At 72.9% G+C, this 15,730-nt stretch carries 15 protein-coding genes and 1 riboswitch; of the genes, 13 read left to right on the top strand and 2 right to left on the bottom strand.

Features of this window, described 5'->3' with window-relative positions; translation table 11 throughout:
- Positions 1-6: 6 nt before the first annotated feature.
- Entirely contained in the window at positions 7-1,128 is a 1,122-nt protein-coding gene (locus ITJ40_RS04770) for a mannose-1-phosphate guanylyltransferase (protein ID WP_012037660.1), read from the bottom strand.
- 117 nt (positions 1,129-1,245) lie between these two features.
- Between ITJ40_RS04770 and ITJ40_RS04765 the strand changes: the two genes are divergently transcribed.
- From ITJ40_RS04765 to ITJ40_RS04745, 5 genes are all read left to right on the top strand, one after another.
- On the top strand, positions 1,246-2,421 hold the full coding sequence (locus tag ITJ40_RS04765) for a glycosyltransferase family 1 protein (protein ID WP_194665981.1): 1,176 nt from the start codon (positions 1,246-1,248) through the stop codon (positions 2,419-2,421).
- A 140-nt stretch (positions 2,422-2,561) separates the two neighbouring features.
- Complete coding sequence (sdhC, locus tag ITJ40_RS04760) at positions 2,562-2,996, top strand: succinate dehydrogenase, cytochrome b556 subunit (RefSeq protein WP_081840904.1); 435 nt, start codon at positions 2,562-2,564, stop codon at positions 2,994-2,996.
- A 2-nt stretch (positions 2,997-2,998) separates the two neighbouring features.
- Positions 2,999-3,463 carry a succinate dehydrogenase hydrophobic membrane anchor subunit gene (locus ITJ40_RS04755; protein WP_194665980.1) on the top strand — a complete coding sequence of 155 codons (465 nt, stop codon included), beginning with the start codon at positions 2,999-3,001 and terminating at the stop codon, positions 3,461-3,463.
- 33 nt (positions 3,464-3,496) lie between these two features.
- Positions 3,497-5,320, top strand: coding sequence for a succinate dehydrogenase flavoprotein subunit (sdhA, locus tag ITJ40_RS04750; RefSeq protein ID WP_194665979.1), 1,824 nt, complete (start codon positions 3,497-3,499; stop codon positions 5,318-5,320).
- A 59-nt stretch (positions 5,321-5,379) separates the two neighbouring features.
- On the top strand, positions 5,380-6,141 hold the full coding sequence (locus ITJ40_RS04745) for a succinate dehydrogenase iron-sulfur subunit (RefSeq protein ID WP_094115337.1): 762 nt from the start codon (positions 5,380-5,382) through the stop codon (positions 6,139-6,141).
- Positions 6,142-6,235: 94 nt separating this feature from the next.
- On the opposite strand, the gene ptsP is transcribed toward ITJ40_RS04745, so the two are convergent.
- On the bottom strand, positions 6,236-7,891 hold the full coding sequence (ptsP, locus tag ITJ40_RS04740) for a phosphoenolpyruvate--protein phosphotransferase (RefSeq protein WP_194665978.1): 1,656 nt from the start codon (positions 7,889-7,891) through the stop codon (positions 6,236-6,238).
- 123 nt (positions 7,892-8,014) lie between these two features.
- Between ptsP and ITJ40_RS04735 the strand changes: the two genes are divergently transcribed.
- From ITJ40_RS04735 to ribH, 8 genes are all read left to right on the top strand, one after another.
- The gene (locus ITJ40_RS04735; protein ID WP_194665977.1) at positions 8,015-9,124 is read left to right on the top strand and encodes a YihY/virulence factor BrkB family protein; all 1,110 of its coding nucleotides are present in this window, start codon (positions 8,015-8,017) and stop codon (positions 9,122-9,124) included.
- Positions 9,125-9,134: 10 nt separating this feature from the next.
- Positions 9,135-9,980, top strand: coding sequence for an exodeoxyribonuclease III (locus ITJ40_RS04730; RefSeq protein ID WP_194665976.1), 846 nt, complete (start codon positions 9,135-9,137; stop codon positions 9,978-9,980).
- A 93-nt stretch (positions 9,981-10,073) separates the two neighbouring features.
- Positions 10,074-11,084: a tryptophan--tRNA ligase gene (trpS, locus tag ITJ40_RS04725; RefSeq protein ID WP_194665975.1), complete on the top strand. Its 1,011-nt coding sequence runs from the start codon at positions 10,074-10,076 to the stop codon at positions 11,082-11,084.
- Positions 11,081-11,845: an HAD family hydrolase gene (locus ITJ40_RS04720; RefSeq protein ID WP_194665974.1), complete on the top strand. Its 765-nt coding sequence runs from the start codon at positions 11,081-11,083 to the stop codon at positions 11,843-11,845. The genes trpS and ITJ40_RS04720 overlap by 4 nt, the downstream gene beginning before the upstream one ends.
- A gap of 65 nt (positions 11,846-11,910) precedes the next feature.
- Positions 11,911-12,055: riboswitch (FMN riboswitch) on the top strand.
- Between the two features lie 70 nt (positions 12,056-12,125).
- Positions 12,126-13,196, top strand: coding sequence for a bifunctional diaminohydroxyphosphoribosylaminopyrimidine deaminase/5-amino-6-(5-phosphoribosylamino)uracil reductase RibD (ribD, locus tag ITJ40_RS04715; RefSeq protein ID WP_194665973.1), 1,071 nt, complete (start codon positions 12,126-12,128; stop codon positions 13,194-13,196).
- A complete protein-coding gene (locus ITJ40_RS04710) occupies positions 13,196-13,846 on the top strand; it encodes a riboflavin synthase (protein ID WP_194665972.1) in 651 nt (216 codons plus the stop codon). The genes ribD and ITJ40_RS04710 overlap by 1 nt, the downstream gene beginning before the upstream one ends.
- Positions 13,843-15,198 (top strand): GTP cyclohydrolase II, encoded by a 1,356-nt coding sequence (gene ribA / locus ITJ40_RS04705; RefSeq protein ID WP_194665971.1) that lies wholly within the window; start codon positions 13,843-13,845, stop codon positions 15,196-15,198. The genes ITJ40_RS04710 and ribA overlap by 4 nt, the downstream gene beginning before the upstream one ends.
- Positions 15,195-15,677 carry a 6,7-dimethyl-8-ribityllumazine synthase gene (gene ribH / locus ITJ40_RS04700; protein WP_194665970.1) on the top strand — a complete coding sequence of 161 codons (483 nt, stop codon included), beginning with the start codon at positions 15,195-15,197 and terminating at the stop codon, positions 15,675-15,677. Before ribA ends, ribH begins: the two co-directional genes overlap by 4 nt.
- Positions 15,678-15,730 lie beyond the last annotated feature (53 nt).

The following is a 15,730-nucleotide window of genomic DNA, read 5'->3' as shown; positions in this document are numbered from 1 at the left end:
CCTTCGTTACAGGACGTCCGTCCCGCCGCTGAGCTTGAGCGCGTCCACCACGCTCTTGACGCGCTGGGCGTTCTCCTTCGTCGTGACGAGCAGCGCGTCGGGGGTGTCCACCACGACGATGTCGCGGACGCCGATGAGGCTGATCACGCGCTTGCTGTTGGCCACGACGATGCCGCTCGACGCGTCGGACAGGACGCGCGCGTCCTCGCCGAGGATCACGAGGTCGGACTTGCGGCCGCTCGAGTGCATCTTCGCGACGGAGGCGAAGTCGCCCACGTCGTCCCAGGTGAAGCGGCCGGGGATCACGGCGAGCGCGCCCCGAGCCGCGGCGGGCTCGGCGACGGCGTAGTCGATCGCGATCTTCTTGAGGTTCGGCCACACGCGGTCGACGACGAGGCCGCGGTCGGCGGTGTCCCACGCCTCGGCGAGCTCGAGCACGCCCTTCAGCAGCTCGGGCTCGGTGCGGCCGAGCTCCTCGAGGAGGCGGTCGGCGCGCGCGATGAACATGCCCGCGTTCCAGAGGTGCGTGCCGCCCTTCACGTAGCCGCGGGCGACGCCGATGCTCGGCTTCTCCACGAACGACGCCACCTCGAGGGCGTGCGGGGCGTCCGGGATGCTGAGCGCCTTGCCCGTGTGGATGTAGCCGAACCCGGTCGCGGGCTCCGTGGGCGTGATGCCGATGGTCGTGATGTAGCCCGCGTCGGCGGCGATGACGGCCTCGCGGACGGTGTCGCGGAAGCGGTCCGGGTCCGCGATGACGTGGTCGGCCGCGAACGAGCCGATGATGACGCCCGGCTCGCGGCGCTGGAGGATGGCCGCCGCGAGCGCGATGGCGGCGGTGCTGTCGCGCCCCTCGCTCTCGAGGACCACGTTCGGGTCGGTGAGCTCGGGCAGCTGGGCCTCGACGGCGGCGCGGTGCGCGCGGCCGGTGACGACCATGATCCGGTCCTCGCCGGACAGCGGCGCCAGGCGCTCCCACGTGTCGCGGAGCAGCGTGCGGCCGGAGCCGGTGAGGTCGTGGAGGAACTTCGGGGCGTCCGCACGGGACAGCGGCCAGAGGCGCGAACCCACGCCCCCCGCGGGGATCACGCTGTAGAAACGGGAGATCGCGCTCGTCTGCTCGGTCATGGACCCACACTATCTGCACCCTGGGAAACCGCCGGATGCGCCGAGTTCACGCGACGGCAACGGGGCGTTCACGGCGCCGCGGCGACGGCGACGGCGTCCGTCCCTAGCGTCGGGGGCATGCGCGTAGCCGTCGTCAGCGAGAGCTTCCTCCCCACCGTCAACGGCGTCACCACGAGCGTCTGCCGGGTGCTCGAGCACCTGAGGGACCGCGGGCACCAGGCCATCGTGATCGCCCCGGACGCCGGCGCCCCGTCCGAGTTCGCGGGCTTCCCCGTCCACGGCGTGCCCGCCTTCGCCTACCGGCAGTTCCCGGTCGGGATCCCCAACCCGCAGGTGCTGCGCCTCCTCACCGACTTCGCGCCGGACGTGCTGCACGCCGCCTCCCCCCTCTTCCTCGGCGCGCAGGCCATCGCGGCCGCGACGCGCATCGACACCCCGTCCGTGGCCGTGTTCCAGACCGACGTGGCGGGCTACGCGCGACGGAACCGGCTGGCGGCGACCGCGCCGTACGTGTGGCGGCTCGTGCGCTGGATCCACCAGGGCGCCGACCTGACCCTCGCGCCCTCGAGCGCCGCCGCGGCGGATCTGGCCGCCGCCGGCGTCGAGCGCGTCGCCCGCTGGGGCCGCGGCGTCGACCTCGACCGCTACCACCCGCGCAACCGGGCGATGGAGGACGCGGTCGCGCTGCGGCACCGCGTCGCGCCGGGCGGCGAGACGGTCGTCGGCTACGTGGGTCGCATCGCGCCCGAGAAGCAGCTCGAGCGCCTCCAGGCCCTCCGCGGGATCCGCGGCGTGCGCTTCCTCATCGCGGGCGACGGCCCCAGCCAGGGATCGGCCCGCCGCGCCCTCGCCGGCATGCCCGTGACCTGGCTCGGCCGCGTGGGCGGTCGCGAGCTCGCGGCCGCGTACGCCGCCATGGACGTGTTCGTGCACACCGGCACCGAGGAGACGTTCGGCCAGACCGTGCAGGAGGCGCACGCGTCCGGCCTGCCCGTGGTGGCCCCGCACGCTGGCGGCCCCATCGACCTCGTCGACCACGGCACGGACGGCTTCCTCTTCGACCCCGCCTCGCCCCGGGACGCGCACATGCGGCGGCTCGTGGACGAGCTCGTCGCGAGCGAGCCGATGCGGCTGCGGATGGGCGAGGCCGGGCGCCGGGCGGTCCTCGGCCGCTCGTGGGCCACCATCGGCGACGAGCTCATCGGGCACTACGGCCGTGCCGTCTCGGCCCGCCGCTCGACGCTCCAGGCCGCTGATCCGGCGGGCGCGGGCCCCGTCCCCGTCGTCGCCTGACGCGGCCGTCGGCGGCGCCCGACGCTTAGGGTGCCCTAACGGGTGATCACGCGGACCCGCCCGTAGACTCGAGGGCGACGCGCAATGTCGGCGCGAAGGCGCTCCGCCCCCGGGGCACCAGCATCAGGGAGGGTCGTTCCGTGTCCATCAAGACGGCAGGAACCCGCGAACCGCACATCGCTCGCGCACCGAAGGTCCCCGCGGGGACGCTGTACCGGGGCCGCGAGGGCATGTGGTCATGGGTGCTGCACCGCATCACCGGCGTGTCCATCTTCTTCTTCCTCCTCGTGCACGTGCTCGACACGAGCCTCATCCGTGTGAGCCCCGAGGCGTACAACGCGGTCATCGGCACGTACAAGAACCCGATCATGGGCATCGGCGAGGTCGCCCTCGTCGGCGCCATCGGGTTCCACGCGCTCAACGGACTGCGGATCATCCTCATCGACTTCTGGCGCTTCGGCGCCAAGCACCAGCGCCTCATGTTCTACGTGGTGATCGGGCTGTGGGTCGTCCTCATGGCCGGCTTCGTGCCGCGCCACCTCCTCAACGTCTTCAGCGAAGCGGGATGGATCTGATCATGAGCGACATCGCACAGCAGGTGAGCATCGAGCGTCCGCGCCAGCCCCGGCAGCCGCGCAAGCAGGGCGGCGTCAACTGGGAGAAGTGGGGCTGGATGTACATGCGCGCCTCGGGCGTCGTGCTCGTCGTGCTCATCTTCGGCCACCTCTACGTCAACCTCATCCAGGGCGAGGGCATCAAGGCCATCGACTTCGCCTTCGTCGGCGGCAAGCTGTCCGACCCGTTCTGGAAGGTCTGGGACATCGCGCTGCTCTGGCTCGCGGTCATCCACGGCGCCAACGGCATGCGCACCCTCGTGAACGACTACGCGGCCTCGCCCCGCACCCGCACGATCCTCAAGGGCGCGCTCGTCACGTCCACGGGCGTCCTGCTGGTGCTCGGCACGCTCGTCGTCTTCACCTTCGACCCGTGCCCCGCCGGTCAGCCCGCGGACCTGCTCCCCTCCTTCTGCGGCGACCTGTAGCCCGCTTCCCCATCCGCCTCGAGAAAGAAGCCCGTGACCACTGACACCGCGACCCCCGGTTCCGAGCCCTCCGCGAGCACCATCGTGGACGGCGTCCACTACCACCAGTTCGACATCGTGATCGTGGGTGCGGGCGGCGCCGGCATGCGCGCGGCGATCGAGGCGGGACCGCAGGCGAACACGGCCGTCATCTCCAAGCTCTACCCGACGCGGTCCCACACGGGCGCGGCGCAGGGCGGCATGGCCGCGGCCCTCGCCAACGTCGAGGAGGACAGCTGGGAGTGGCACACCTTCGACACCGTCAAGGGCGGCGACTACCTCGTCGACCAGGACGCGGCGGAGATCCTCGCCAAGGAGGCCATCGACGCGGTCATCGACCTCGAGAACATGGGCCTGCCCTTCAACCGCACGCCCGACGGCAAGATCGACCAGCGCCGCTTCGGCGGGCACACGGCCGACCACGGCAAGAGCCCCGTCCGCCGCTCCTGCTACGCGGCCGACCGCACGGGCCACATGATCCTGCAGACGCTGTACCAGAACTGCGTCAAGTTCGGCATCAACTTCTTCAACGAGTTCTACGTGCTCGACCTGGTCATGGCCGAGGTCGACGGCAAGGAGCAGCCCGCGGGCGTCGTGGCCCTCGAGCTCTCGACCGGCGAGATCCACGTCTTCCAGTCGAAGGCCGTGATCTTCGCGACCGGCGGCTTCGGCAAGATCTACAAGACGACCTCGAACGCGCACACGCTCACGGGCGACGGCGTCGGGATCATCTGGCGCAAGGGCCTGCCGCTGGAGGACATGGAGTTCTTCCAGTTCCACCCGACCGGGCTCGCCGGCCTCGGCATCCTCCTGTCGGAGGCGGCACGTGGCGAGGGCGCGATCCTCCGCAACAGCGAGGGCGAGCGCTTCATGGAGCGGTACGCGCCCACGATCAAGGACCTCGCGCCGCGCGACATCGTCGCCCGGTGCATGGCCACCGAGATCCGCGAGGGCCGCGGCGCGGGACCGAACAAGGACTACGTCTACCTCGACATCACGCACCTCGAGCCCGCGGTCATCGACGCGAAGCTCCCGGACATCACGGAGTTCGCGCGCACCTACCTCGGCGTCGAGCCGTACACCGAGCCCGTGCCCGTGCTGCCGACCGCGCACTACGCGATGGGCGGCATCCCCACGAACATCAAGGCCGAGGTCCTCTCCGACAACACCACGGTCGTACCCGGCCTCTACGCGGCCGGCGAGTGCGCGTGCGTCTCGGTGCACGGATCCAACCGCCTCGGCACCAACTCGCTCCTCGACATCAACGTGTTCGGCAAGCGCGCGGGCAACTACGCGGCCGAGTACGTGAAGACGGCCGAGTTCGTGCCCCTGCCCGCCGACGCGGCCGACTTCGTGAAGGGCCTCGTCGAGGGCGCCCGGAACTCCAACGGCACCGAGCGGATCTCGACCCTGCGTCGCGAGCTGCAGGAGTCGATGGACCGCAACGCCCAGGTGTTCCGCACCGAGGACACGCTGATCGAGGTCACCAAGGTGATCGCCGACCTGCGCGAGCGGTACACGAACATCCAGGTGCAGGACAAGGGCCAGCGCTTCAACACCGACCTGCTCGAGGCCATCGAGCTCGGGTTCCTGCTCGACCTCGCGGAGGTCGTCGTCTACTCGGCGATGTACCGCAAGGAGAGCCGCGGCGGCCACTTCCGCGAGGACTACCCGAAGCGGGACGACGAGAACTACATGGTCCACACCATGGCGTACCTCACCGGCGACGCCCACAGCACGGACGCCGGGGACCACATCAAGCTGAGCACCAAGCCCGTTGTCATCACGAACTACCAGCCGATGGAGCGGAAGTACTGACCCCCTGAGGTCAGCCTCCCGCCCGTCACCGCACCACCGATCGGAATAGGACCGCACACGTGAGCACCGCAACCCTGGACGCACCTCCCGCGGGAGAGGCCTCGGCCATCCCCACCTTCACGGTGACCCTCATCATCCGCCGGTACCTGCCCGGCCAGGACGCCGAGCCGCGGTGGGAGGACTTCGACGTCGAGGTGTACCCGACCGACCGCATCCTCGACGCGCTGCACAAGATCAAATGGGAGCAGGACGGGTCGCTGACCTTCCGCCGCTCCTGCGCGCACGGCGTGTGCGGATCCGACGCGATGCGCATCAACGGCCGCAACCGCCTCGCCTGCAAGACGCTCATCAAGGACCTCGACATCAACCAGCCCATCTACGTGGAGGCCATCAAGGGCCTGCCGCTGGAGAAGGACCTCGTCGTCGACATGGAGCCGTTCTTCGAGTCGTTCCGCGACGTGCAGCCCTTCCTCATCTCGAACACGAAGCCGGAGAAGGGCAAGGAGCGGATCCAGTCCGCCGCCGAGCGCGCCCGCTTCGACGACACCACGAAGTGCATCCTCTGCGCCGCGTGCACGTCGTCGTGCCCCGTGTTCTGGACGGACGGCCAGTACTTCGGCCCGGCCGCGATCGTCAACGCGCACCGCTTCATCTTCGACTCGCGCGACGAGTCGAACGTGCGCCTCGACATCCTCAACGACAAGGAGGGCGTGTGGCGCTGCCGCACGACCTTCAACTGCTCCGAGGCCTGCCCGCGCGGCATCCAGGTGACGCAGGCCATCGCCGAGGTCAAGCAGGCGATCATGCGCGGCAAGGCGTAGCGACTCCGCTCCCCCGCAGACGGACGGCCCCGCAGCTCCGAGGAGCGGCGGGGCCGTACGTCTGCGCGGGTCCGCGCGAGCCGCGGTGCGCGGCTCAGCGGTCCGCGAGGATCCGCTCGGCTGCCGCCCGCGCGCCCGCGGCGGTGCGTGCCGTGAGGACGGCCTCGGCCGCCGCCCGCGCGTCGTCCAGGGTGCGGTGCGACAGCTCGAGCCGGATGTCCGCGAGGGCGGCCGGGGTCATCGAGAGGCTCGTGGCGCCCAGGCCGACGAGGACCACCGCGAGCAGCGGATCCGCCGCCGCCTCGCCGCAGATGCCGACGGGCGTGCCCGACGCGCGACCCGCGTCGCCCAGCAGTCGGACGAGGCGGAGGACGGCGGGGTGCCACGGGTCCTGGTAGGAGGCGACCGAGCCGAGCAGGCGGTCCGCGGCCATCGTGTACTGCGTGAGGTCGTTGGTGCCGACGCTCACGAAGTCGGCGACCTCGACGACCTGGTCCGCGAGGAGGGCGAGCGACGGCACCTCGGCCATGACGCCCACCGTGCGGAGGCCGAGCTCGCGACCCAGCTCCACGAAGTACGCGGTCTCCTCCGCGTCGGCGACCATGGGCGCCATGACCCAGAGGTCGGCGTCGGTGGCGGCGTCCGCGGCGGCGAGGGCGGTGAGCTGGTCGCGGAGGATCCGCTCGTTCGCCCGGAGCGCGCGGAGCCCGCGGAGGCCGAGCGCGGGATTCTCCTCGTCCTGGTCGGTGAGGAAGGCGAGCGGCTTGTCGGCACCGGCGTCGAGCGCCCGGACGACGACCTTGCGGCCCGGGAACGCCTCGAGGAGCGCGGTGTACTGCGCGGTCTGCGCGGCGACCGACGGCGCCTCGGCGGCGTCGAGGAAGAGGAACTCGGTGCGGAAGAGGCCGACGCCCTCGGCGCCGAGCTCGACCGCGCGCGCGGCCTCCACCGGGGATCCGAGGTTGGCGAGGAGCGGGACGGGCGTGCCGTCGGCCAGGGCGCCGTCGGTGATCGGGGCGGCGAGCGCCTCCTCGCGGGCGCGGATCCGACGGACGGCGTCCTCGCGCTCGGCGTCGGACGGGTCCGCGATGACGAGCCCGGCCGCGGCGTCGACGACGACCTCGGTGCCATCCGCGAGGTCCGCGGCGCCCGTCGCGCCGACGATGGCGGGGATGGAGCGGCTGCGGGCGAGGATCGCGGTGTGGCTGGTGGGGCCGCCGTCGGTGGTGACCAGGGCGAGCACGCGGTCGAGCTCGAGGAGCGCGGTGTCGGCGGGCGCGAGGTCGCGCGCGACGAGGACGAAGGGCGCATCCGCGGTGGGGATCCCGGGCGCGGGCACGCCGCGGAGGCGGGCGATGACGCGCTGCGCGACGTCGGCGAGGTCCGCCGCGCGCTCGGCCATGTAGCCGCCCATGCCCGTGAGCAGCTCCTGGAAGGTGGCGAACGCCTCGAACACGGCGCGCTCGCCCGAGCGGCCCTGGCCGACGAGCCGGCCGACGGAGTCGAGGAGCGCGGGGTCGCGCGCCATGAGCGACTGGGCGTCGAGCACGTCCTTCGCGTCGCCGCCGGCGCGGGCGCCGCGGGCCGCGAGGTCGTCCGCGGTCGCGGCGAGGGCGTCGGCGACGCGGGCGACCTCGGCGTCGACGTCGCCCGTGAACGGCTCCGTGCCGGGCTCGGGCAGCGGGTCGGGCATCCGCATGACGGGGCCGGTGGCCACTCCGTGTCCTACTCCGATGCCGGTGATGCGCACGGTGACTCCTCGCTCGGGTGCGGCCGCGCGCGCGGACGCCGTGCGCGGGATGGGCTGTCCGGTGGGGCTGCCGGAACGGCCCGTCCACGCTATCAGGGGCCCGGCGGCCCGTATCCTCGGGGCATGACCGCCCCCGACGGCCGCGGACGACCCGCATCCCCCTCCCCCGGCACGACTCCCGCGGAGCAGCCCGCGTCCACCGGCATCCCCGCCCTGCTCGCCCGCGTCATGGCGCTGAAGCCCGTCCGCGTGTTCCTCGCCTACGGGGCCGCCGGCGGGCCGATCCTCGCGGCCGGCATGTCCTACCAGGCGGTGTTCGCGGTGTTCGCGGCGCTCGCGGTCGGGTTCTCGGTCGCGGGATCCGTGCTCGCGGACAACCCCGCGCTGCTCGACTCGCTCCTGCGCCTGATCCAGGGGGCGGTGCCCGGCCTCTTCGGCCCTGAGGGCGTGATCAAGGATCCGCAGGAGCTCCTCAAGTCGAGCGCCATCTCCTTCGCGGGCCTCGTGGGCTCCATCGGCCTCCTCGTCACCGCGCTCGGCTGGCTCGCCTCGACGCGCGACTCGGTGCGCCGCATCTTCGAGCTGCCGCCGCCCACCACGTTCTTCCTGCTCCTCAAGGTCAAGGACCTCGGGCTCGCTCTGGTGTTCGCCCTCGCGATGCTGCTCTCGGCCGCGCTCTCGGTCGTGAGCACCGGGCTCCTCGGGTTCGTGTTCGGGCTGATGCAGGTCGGCGAGGACTCCCTCCTCGCGATCGTCGTCGGTCGCACCGTCGGCCTCGCGCTCGTGCTCGCGCTCGACACGGCCGTGCTGGCGGGGGCGTACCGGATCCTGTCGGGCGTCACGATCCCGCGGCCGCAGCTGCTGCAGGGCGCGCTCCTCGGCGGCGTGGCCATGGGCGTCCTCAAGGTGCTCGGCACGGCGCTCCTCGGCGGGGCCAGCCGGAACCCGCTGCTCGCGTCGTTCGCGGTGATCATCGGCCTCCTGATCTGGTTCAACCTGATCTGCCAGGTCATCCTGATCTGCGCCTCGTGGATCGCCGTGAGCATGCAGGACCGCGGCATCGACGCCCGGTCCCTCACGCCGGAGCAGCTGGAGGCGGAGCGCGTCGCGAAGCTCGACGACGCCCGCCGGATCCTCGAGGAGGAGGAGCGCGCGCGGGAGCGGGAGCGGTACGACGAGTCGCGCGGCATCACCCGGGTCCTGCTCGGGTTGCGGCGTCGACGCCGCCGTTAGGATCGAGTCCATGCCCTCGAACCTCCGCGTCGCGTCCATCAACACGAACGGCATCCGGGCCGCGTTCCGCAAGGGCATGGGCGACTGGCTCGCCACGCGCGACGTCGACATCCTCGCCATCCAGGAGGTCCGCGCCGAGACGAGCGACATCGAGGGCCTCCTCGGACCCGAGTGGAACGTGCTGCACGACGCCGCGACCGCCAAGGGCCGCGCGGGCGTGGCCATCGCGAGCCGCCGCCGCGCCGAGATCCACCGCGTCGCGATCGGCGAGGAGGACTTCGACAGCGCGGGCCGCTGGCTCGAGGCCGACTACGACGTGGACGGCACGATCGTCACGGTCGTGAGCGCCTACGTGCACTCCGGCGAGGTCGGCACCGCCAAGCAGGACGAGAAGTGGAGGTTCCTCGACGGCATGGAGCGGCGCCTGCCGGAGATCGCCGAGCACTCCGAGCTCGCCGTCGTCGTCGGCGACCTCAACGTCGGGCACCGCGAGCTCGACATCCGCAACTGGAAGGGCAACGTGAAGCGCGCCGGCTTCCTGCCGCGCGAGCGCTCCTACCTCGACCGGTTCCTCGGGCCGCGCGGCGAGGAGGTCACGGGAGTCGACGGATCCACCGGGCCCGGCCTCGGCTGGGTCGACGTCGGCCGCCAGCAGGCCGGCGAGGTCGACGGCCCGTACACGTGGTGGAGCTGGCGCGGCAAGGCGTTCGACAACGACACGGGCTGGCGCATCGACTACCAGCTCGCGACCCCGGCCCTCGCGGAGAAGGTCGTGGGCTACGCGGTCGACCGCGCCGAGGCCTACGACCAGCGATGGTCGGACCACACGCCCGTGGTCGTCGACTACGCGATCTGACCCGTCGCCCCGCCCGTCCCGCTCCCCTCTCCCCTCCGCGCCGAACCGGCGCCCCCGTGAGCGCCCCGCGCTCCCCCTCACGAAGGCATCGCCATGACCGCTCGTCCCGTCCTCTTCTCCGGCATGCAGCCGTCCGCCGACTCCCTGCAGATCGGCAACTACATCGGCGCCCTCCTGCAGTGGAAGGAGCTGCAGACGACGCACGACGCCGTGTTCTGCGTCGTCGACCTGCACGCCATCACCGTCCCGCAGGATCCGAAGGCCCTTCGCGACTCCACCCGGCGCACCGCCGCGCAGTACATCGCGGCGGGCATCGACCCGGCCGTGTCGACGCTCTTCGTGCAGTCGCACGTGTCGGCGCACACCGAGCTCGCGTGGATCCTCAACACGCTCACCGGGTTCGGCGAGGCCAGCCGCATGACCCAGTTCAAGGACAAGTCGCAGAAGCAGGGCGCCGACGCGACCACGCTCGGCCTCTTCGCGTACCCGACGCTCATGGCGGCGGACATCCTGCTCTACGGCACGGAGGTCGTGCCCGTAGGCGACGACCAGAAGCAGCACGTGGAGCTCACACGCGACCTCGCCAAGCGCTTCAACTCGCGGTTCGGCGAGGTGTTCCGGATCCCGGAGCCGATGATCCAGAAGGACACGGCGCGCATCTACGACCTGCAGGACCCGACGTCGAAGATGAGCAAGTCCTCCGCCTCCGACGCGGGCGTGGTGTGGCTGCTGGACGACCCGGCGAAGACGGCCAAGAAGATCCGTTCGGCCGTCACGGACACGGACCGCGAGATCCGCTTCGACCGCGGCGAGAAGCCCGGCGTCTCGAACCTGCTGACGATCCTGTCGGCCTTCGAGGGCACGGCCGTGGGCGCGCTCGAGGAGCGCTACGCAGGCCGCGGCTACGGCGACCTCAAGAAGGACGTGGCCGAGACGGTCACGGGCGTGTTCGAGCCGATCCGCGCCCGGACGCTCGAGCTGCTGGACGACCCGGCCGAGCTCGACCGCGTGCTCGCCGGCAACGCCGCGCGCGCCGAGGAGCGGGCCGACTCGATGCTCGCGCGGGTCTTCGACGCCGTCGGCCTCGTGCGACGCGCGCGATGACCCTGCGGCTGGTCCTGCTCGACCTCGACGACACGCTGGTGGACCACCGCGGGTCCGTGGCCGACGGGATCAGCGCGCACCTCGCCGCGCGCGGCATCCTCGACGTGTCCGACGCCGGCGAGCGCGACCGGGCCGTCGCGCTGTGGGTCGCCCTCGAGGAGGAGCACTACCACCGGTACCTCGCGGGCGAGCTCGACTACCAGGGCCAGCGGCGGGCGCGCGTGCGCGCGTTCCTGGCCGCGTGGGGATCCGCCGAGGCCGCGGACCTCGCCGCCGCCCTCGCGGAGGACGACGCCGCGACGGACTCCTGGTTCGGCGGCTACCTCGCCGGGTACGAGGCGTCGTGGCGCGCGCTGCCCGGTGCCGTGGAGGCGCTCGACGAGATCGCGCGCCGGCACCCTGGCGTGCGGTTCGGCGTCGTGACGAACGGCGAGCGCAGCCAGCAGGAGCCGAAGATCGCCGCCGCCGGGCTCACCGCGCGCCTCTCCCCCGTGATCTGCTCCGGCGACCTCGGCTTCACGAAGCCCGACCCGCGCATCTTCCTGCTCGCCTGCGCGGAGGCGGGTGTGGATCCGGCCGACGCCGTGATGGTGGGCGACCGGCTCCGCACCGACGCCATCGGGGCGGTCGACGCGGGTCTCGCCGGCGGCGTCTGGTTCGACGCCCTCGGCGACGGGGACGCTCCCCTGCCCGCCGGCGTCGTGCGGATCACGGCGCTCACGGACCTCGCCGACGCCGTGGACCTCGTCGGCGTCCGCTGACGGCGTAGGTCGCGGAGCGTCACAGGCCCCGGCCCCGCAGCCGCGTGGGCTAATCTCGATCCATACACGTGCTCCGGGGTCGGTGGAAATCCGAGCCGGCGGTGACAGTCCGCGAACGGACGATGCGCGACCGGGTCCCCGGGAGCCTCGTCCGCCGATCCGGTGGGATTCCGGGACCGACGGTTAAAGTCCGGATGGGAGGCGCACGCGGCGCCAGCGACCCTGCCGGCGTCGAGGTCTCGTCGACCGCGCCCGGAGTCCGTCCACGGACGAGGACACCATGCACGACGACCCGACGGCACCCCGCGCGCAGGCGGACGCGCCTGCGCAGGCGGACGCGCTCGAGCGCGCCATGCGCCGCGGCCTGGAGCTCGCCGCGGAGGGCCCCGCGTGGGGCCCGAACCCGCGCGTCGGCTGCGTCATCCTCGACGCCCGTGGCCGCGTCCTCGCCGAGGGCCGCCACCGCGGGGCCGGATCCGCGCACGCCGAGGTCGACGCGCTCCGGCAGCTGCCCGCGGGCGCGGCACGCGGATCCACCGCCGTCGTCACGCTCGAGCCCTGCAACCACCCCGGGCGCACCGGCCCGTGCGCCGCCGCGCTGATCGAGGCCGGCGTCACGCGCGTCGCCTACGCGGTCCCCGATCCGGGCGCCGAGTCCTCGGGCGGCGCGGCCCGGTTGCGCGCCGCGGGAGTCGAGGTCGTGCCCGGCGTGCTCGCCGACGAGGCCGCGGCGTTCCTCCGGGTGTGGCTCGGATCCGCGTCGCTCGGCCGCCCGTTCGTCACGGCGAAGTGGGCCTCGAGCCTCGACGGCCGCATCGCCGCCGCGGACGGCACGAGCCGCTGGATCACCGGGCCCGCCGCACGGGAGGACGTGCACCGCCGCCGCGCTGAGGCCGACGCCATCCTCGTCGGCACCGGCACCGTGCTCGCCGACGACCCCGCGCTCACCGCCCGGCGGCCCGACGGGATCCCGTACCCCCACCAGCCCGCGCCCGTCGTGCTCGGCGACCGCCCGATCCCGGACGACGCGGCCGTGCGCCGGCACCCGCGCCGGCTGATCCGCATCGCCGGCCACGACCCCGCCGCAGCTCTCGACGAGCTCGGCCGCCGCGGGATCCGGCACGTGTTCGTGGAGGGCGGCCCCACGATCGTCTCCGCGCTCGTCGCCGCCGGGCTCGTGGACGAGGTGGTCGCCTACCTCGCACCCGTGCTCCTCGGCGGACCCCGCACCGCGACCGGCGACCTCGGCGTGCCGAGCATGCCGGCCGCCCACCGACTCACCCTCATCAGCACGACGCGGCTCGGGGACGACCTCCTCGTGATCGCGCGACCCACCACGGAAGGCCAGTGATGTTCACAGGGATCATCGAGGAGCGCGGACGCGTCCTCGCGCTCGACGCCGAGGGCGACTCCGCCCGGATCACGGTGGAGGCGCCGCTCGCGGTGTCCGACGCCCGGCACGGCGACTCCATCAGCGTCGACGGCGTGTGCCTCACGGTCGTCGCGCAGACGCCCGAGGGGTTCACCGCCGACGTCATGCGGCAGACGCTCGTGATGAGCTCGCTCGGCCGGCTCGGCGTGGGCGACCGCGTGAACCTCGAGCGCGCCGCGCGCGTCGGCGACCGCCTGGGCGGGCACATCGTCCAGGGTCACGTCGACGGCACCGGCCGCCTGCTGGCGATCACGCCGGGCGAGGCGTGGCGGATCCTCCGCTTCTCGCTGCCCGCCGACCTCGCGCCGCTCGTGGTGGACCGCGGATCGCTCACCGTGCAGGGCGTGAGCCTCACCGTGAGCGCGGTCAGCCCCACCGACGTGCCCGTGGAGGAGGCGTGGTTCGAGGTGTCGCTCATCCCCGAGACGCTCACCGCCACGACGCTCGGCGCGCTGGAGCCCGGCGACGAGGTCAACCTCGAGACGGACGTGCTCGCGCGGCACGTGCAGCGGATGCTCGCGCTCGACGCGCGCGACGCCCGGGGCGCCCGGACGGAGGCCGGCTCGTGAGCCTCGCCGCGATCCCCGACGCGCTGCAGGAGCTGCGCGCCGGCCGACCCGTCATCGTCGTCGACGACGAGGGCCGCGAGAACGAGGGCGACGTGCTGCTCGCCGCCGAGTCCGCCTCGCCCGAGTGGGTGGCCTGGCTCGTGAAGCACTCGTCGGGCTTCATCTGCGCGCCCATGACCAACGAGATCGCCGACCGGCTGGAGCTGCCGCTCATGGTGGCCGACAACCGGGATCCGCGCGGCACCGCGTACACGGTCTCCGTGGACGCCGCCGACCGGCTCTCCACGGGCATCAGCGCCTCCGACCGGGCGCACACCCTGCGCGTGCTCGCCGACCTCGACAGCGTGCCGACGAGCCTGCACCGGCCGGGCCACATCCTGCCGCTGCGCGCGGTGGACGGCGGCGTGCGCGAGCGCGACGGCCACACCGAGGCGGCGGTCGACCTGCTCACGCTCGCGGGCCTCACGCCCGTCGGCGCGATCAGCGAGATCGTGCAGGACGACGGCGAGATGATGCGCCTCCCCGGCCTCCTCGCCCTCGGCGAGCGCGAGGGCGTGCTGGTCGTCACGATCGAGGCGCTCAAGGCGCACCTCGAGGAGTTCCACTGCGACCGGCCGCTGGAGCCCGCGGTCGCGATCCCCGAGGCGTCGCGCGTGATCTTCGAGATCGAGACGACCGTGCCCACCACGCACGGCACGTTCCAGCTGCGGGCGTACCGCGACCGCACGACGGGCGCCGACCACGTGGCGATCGTCTCCGGGCTGCCGGACGCGCACGGCACGCTCGTGCGCGTGCACTCGGAGTGCCTGACGGGCGAGGCGCTCGGATCGCTCAAGTGCGAGTGCGGGCCGCAGCTCGACGCCGCGCTCGACGAGATCCGGCGGGACGGCGGCGTGGTCGTGTACCTGCGCGGTCACGAGGGGCGCGGGATCGGCCTCATCAACAAGCTGCGCGCGTACCGGCTCCAGGAGGACGGCTTCGACACGCTCGACGCCAACGTCGCCCTGGGCCTCCCGGCGGACGCCCGCGACTACGGCGCGGCGTCGGCGATCCTGCAGGAGATGGGCATCGAGGACGTGCGCCTGCTCACGAACAACCCCGAGAAGGTGCGGCAGCTCGAGGCGCACGGCGTGCGGGTCACCGAACGCGTGCCGCTCGTCGTGGGCGTCAACGACGTCAACGCCGGATACCTGGAGACGAAGCGCGACCGGATGGGGCACCGCCTGGTGCTCGACACCGACATGCACATCGGATCCGACGCCTACCCGGACGCCGAGGCGCCCGACGGCCTGACCACCACCACGGCCGGCCCGGCCGGAACCACCACCACCCCCGAGGAGGAGACCGCATGAGCGGACACGGAGCACCCGAGATCGACCCGACCGCGCTCGACGGGACGGGCCTGCGGGTCACCGTCGTCGCCGGGCGGTGGCACGAGGAGATCAGCGCGGGGCTCCTCGCGGGCGCGCAGCGCGTGCTCGACGCGGCGGGCGTCACCACCACGGTGATCCGCGTGCCCGGCAGCTTCGAGCTGCCCGTGGTCGCGCGCGCGGCGCTCGACGCGGGGGCCGACGCGGTCGTCGCGCTGGGCGTGATCATCCGCGGCGGCACCCCGCACTTCGAGTACGTGTCCGACGCGGCGACGTCCGGCCTCACGCAGGCCTCGCTCCTCACGGGCAAGCCGATCGGCTTCGGGCTGCTCACGCTCGACGACGAGCAGCAGGGCATCGACCGCGCGGGGCTGCCGGGCTCGAAGGAGGACAAGGGCGCCGAGGCGGCCGAGGCCGCGGTCACGACGGCGCTGCTGCTGAAGGGGATCCGCGGGGCCTGACCTGCCGCCTGCTCGGTTTTGATATCGAGAACGGGTATCAGTAAGGTCGACGG

It is taken from the genome of Clavibacter sp. VKM Ac-2872 (assembly GCF_015351105.1).
Lineage (GTDB): Bacteria > Actinomycetota > Actinomycetes > Actinomycetales > Microbacteriaceae > Clavibacter.
This window is presented reverse-complemented; position numbering and strand designations above follow the sequence as displayed.

Excerpts from the sequence above, each read along its gene's own strand:
- trpS (WP_194665975.1), top strand. The coding sequence starts at position 10,074 with ATGACCGCTCGTCCCGTCCTCTTCTCCGGCATGCAGCCGTCCGCCGAC.
- ribH (WP_194665970.1), top strand. The coding sequence starts at position 15,195 with ATGAGCGGACACGGAGCACCCGAGATCGACCCGACCGCGCTCGACGGG.
- ITJ40_RS04720 (WP_194665974.1), top strand. The coding sequence starts at position 11,081 with ATGACCCTGCGGCTGGTCCTGCTCGACCTCGACGACACGCTGGTGGAC.
- ITJ40_RS04765 (WP_194665981.1), top strand. The coding sequence starts at position 1,246 with ATGCGCGTAGCCGTCGTCAGCGAGAGCTTCCTCCCCACCGTCAACGGC.
- ITJ40_RS04730 (WP_194665976.1), top strand. The coding sequence starts at position 9,135 with ATGCCCTCGAACCTCCGCGTCGCGTCCATCAACACGAACGGCATCCGG.
- ITJ40_RS04735 (WP_194665977.1), top strand. The coding sequence starts at position 8,015 with ATGACCGCCCCCGACGGCCGCGGACGACCCGCATCCCCCTCCCCCGGC.
- ITJ40_RS04770 (WP_012037660.1), bottom strand. The coding sequence starts at position 1,128 with ATGACCGAGCAGACGAGCGCGATCTCCCGTTTCTACAGCGTGATCCCC.
- ribD (WP_194665973.1), top strand. The coding sequence starts at position 12,126 with ATGCACGACGACCCGACGGCACCCCGCGCGCAGGCGGACGCGCCTGCG.
- ITJ40_RS04755 (WP_194665980.1), top strand. The coding sequence starts at position 2,999 with ATGAGCGACATCGCACAGCAGGTGAGCATCGAGCGTCCGCGCCAGCCC.
- ITJ40_RS04710 (WP_194665972.1), top strand. The coding sequence starts at position 13,196 with ATGTTCACAGGGATCATCGAGGAGCGCGGACGCGTCCTCGCGCTCGAC.